3 protein-coding genes are annotated in these 1961 nt (G+C 68.5%); all 3 read left to right on the forward strand.

The features are described 5' to 3' along the window. On the forward strand, positions 1-536 hold a 536-nt coding region (locus tag VSO01S_RS26370; RefSeq protein WP_068645699.1), incomplete at its 5' end, for an SPOR domain-containing protein. A gap of 81 nt (positions 537-617) precedes the next feature. Further along, complete coding sequence (locus VSO01S_RS26375) at positions 618-1268, forward strand: thiol:disulfide interchange protein DsbA/DsbL (RefSeq protein WP_068645700.1); 651 nt, start codon at positions 618-620, stop codon at positions 1266-1268. Between the two features lie 100 nt (positions 1269-1368). Continuing rightward, the coding region (gene lptA, locus VSO01S_RS26380) for a lipopolysaccharide transport periplasmic protein LptA (RefSeq protein WP_068645701.1) at positions 1369-1961 on the forward strand (593 nt) is incomplete at its 3' end.

Consider the following 1961-nt stretch of genomic DNA (forward strand, 5'->3'; position numbering starts at 1 on the left):
CCCGCCGCAACAAGGACTGGGACCCGAACGCGCCCCTGGCCGGCAAGGCCGGCGCGGCCAGGCCGCCGGCGCTGCCCGGCCCGGCAGCGGGCGGCTCGGCGCCCTCGGCGAGCGGCACGATTGCCGGCGTTACCCCGTCCACTTCTGCACCGGTTCCGGTGGTGGTCGCGCCCAAGGGCAAGGGGCCGGCCGGGGTCAATCCCGATTCCGACGACCCCATCGGCGACCTGGCTCGTTCGCGCGCAGGCGGCGGCACGCAGGTGGCTTCCGCCGCGCCGTCGGCGTCCAGTGGGCCCGATCCCTTCATCTACTTCGTGCAGGCGGGTGCCTTCCGCAGCAACGACGACGCCGAGGCCCAGCGGGCCAAGCTGTCGCTCATGGGGGTGGAGGCCAAGGTCACCGAACGGGAGCAGGCCGGGCGCACCGTCTACCGCGTGCGGGCCGGCCCCTTCAACAAGAAGGACGATGCCGACCGCCTGAAGGAGCGCCTGGACAGCGGCGGCCTGGAAACCGCCCTGGTCCGTGTCCAGCGTTAACTCTTAGAAAAACTTCCGCGGGGCGCGTGGAACTTCGCGCGCCCCGCGGGGCTCTGTCAGCCGCACAGGAGATCCATTCAAATGAAACGTCGTGATTTTTCGCTGGCCGCCGCAACCGTCGGCGTCGCTCCCTTCATCGCCAGCACCGGCGCGCATGCGCAGGGCGCCTTCAAGGCCGGCACCGACTACATCCAGCTGAAGAAGCCGGCGCCGGTCGACGCGCCCGCGGGCAAGGTCGAGGTGCTCGAGTTCTTCTCGTACAACTGCCCCCACTGCGCCGAGTTCGAGCCCCGCTTGGAGGCCTGGCTCAAGAAGCTGCCCGCCAATGCCTCCTTCCGGCGCGTGCCGGTGCCCTTCGTCGGCAACGACGTGGAAAGCAAGCAGCGCCTGTACTACACGCTCGAAGCGATGGGCAAGGTGGACGAATTCCAGGACAAGATCTTCGTGGCCATCCACAAGCAGCGCCAGCCCATCATGGGCGACGCCGCCATCCTCGACTGGGCCAGCAAGCAGCCGGGCCTGGACGGTCAGAAGTTCGCGGAGATGTACAAGTCCTTCACCGTGTCGGGCAAGATCAAGCGTGCCACCCAGCTGACCAACGATTACCAGGTGGGCGGCGTCCCGGCCCTGGGCGTGGCCGGCCGCTACTATGTGGACGGCGAGCTGGCGCGCAGCCTGGACCGCGCCCTGCAGATCACCGAATACCTGATCGGCCAGGCCGCCAAGGCCTGACAGGACGGCTGACAGCGCGGTACACGCCAACAGTCTGCGTGTATTTCCTCGGGGGCACCGCTTTTGCCCCCTACAATGGGCAGAGCAAGTTTCGTGCCCTATGACAATTTCCCCCATTGTTTTCAGCTCCCCCGGCCGGTCGCCTGGCCGGTTCGGCGGCCTGGCGCTGGGCGCCATCCTGGTGTCCCTGGCCCTCGCAGGGGGCAACCCCGCGCGGGCCGAAAAGGCCGACCGCGACAAGCCGATGAACATCGAAGCCGATGCCATGCGCTACGACGACCTCAAGCAGGAGAGCGTCTTCACCGGCAACGTGGTGGTGACCAAGGGCACCATCATCATCCGCGGCACCCGCATCGACGTGCGGCAGGACCCCGAGGGCTACCAGTACGGCGTGGTCACGGCCCCGCCCGGCAAGCTGGCCTACTACAAGCAGCGGCGCGACGGCCCGCCCGGTAGCGACGAGTGGATCGAAGGTGAATCGGAGGTCATCGAATACGACAGCCGCGCCGACAACGTGAAGTTCATCCGCCGCGCCGTGATGCGGCGCCTGGTGGGCGCCAAGGTGAACGACGAGACCACCGGCCCGCTCATCGTCTACGACCAGAGCAACGACACCTTCAGCGTGAACGGTGCGCCGCCGGCGCCCGGCGCCAGCAACACCGGCGGTGGCCGCGTGCGCGCCGTGCTGACGCC

The sequence above is a fragment of the Variovorax soli NBRC 106424 genome (genome assembly GCF_001591385.1).
GTDB classification, from domain to species: Bacteria; Pseudomonadota; Gammaproteobacteria; order Burkholderiales; family Burkholderiaceae_C; genus Variovorax; species Variovorax soli.

What these genes read in the sequence shown, in the direction of transcription:
- VSO01S_RS26375 (WP_068645700.1), top strand. Translation starts at nt 618, where the DNA reads ATGAAACGTCGTGATTTTTCGCTGGCCGCCGCAACCGTCGGCGTCGCT.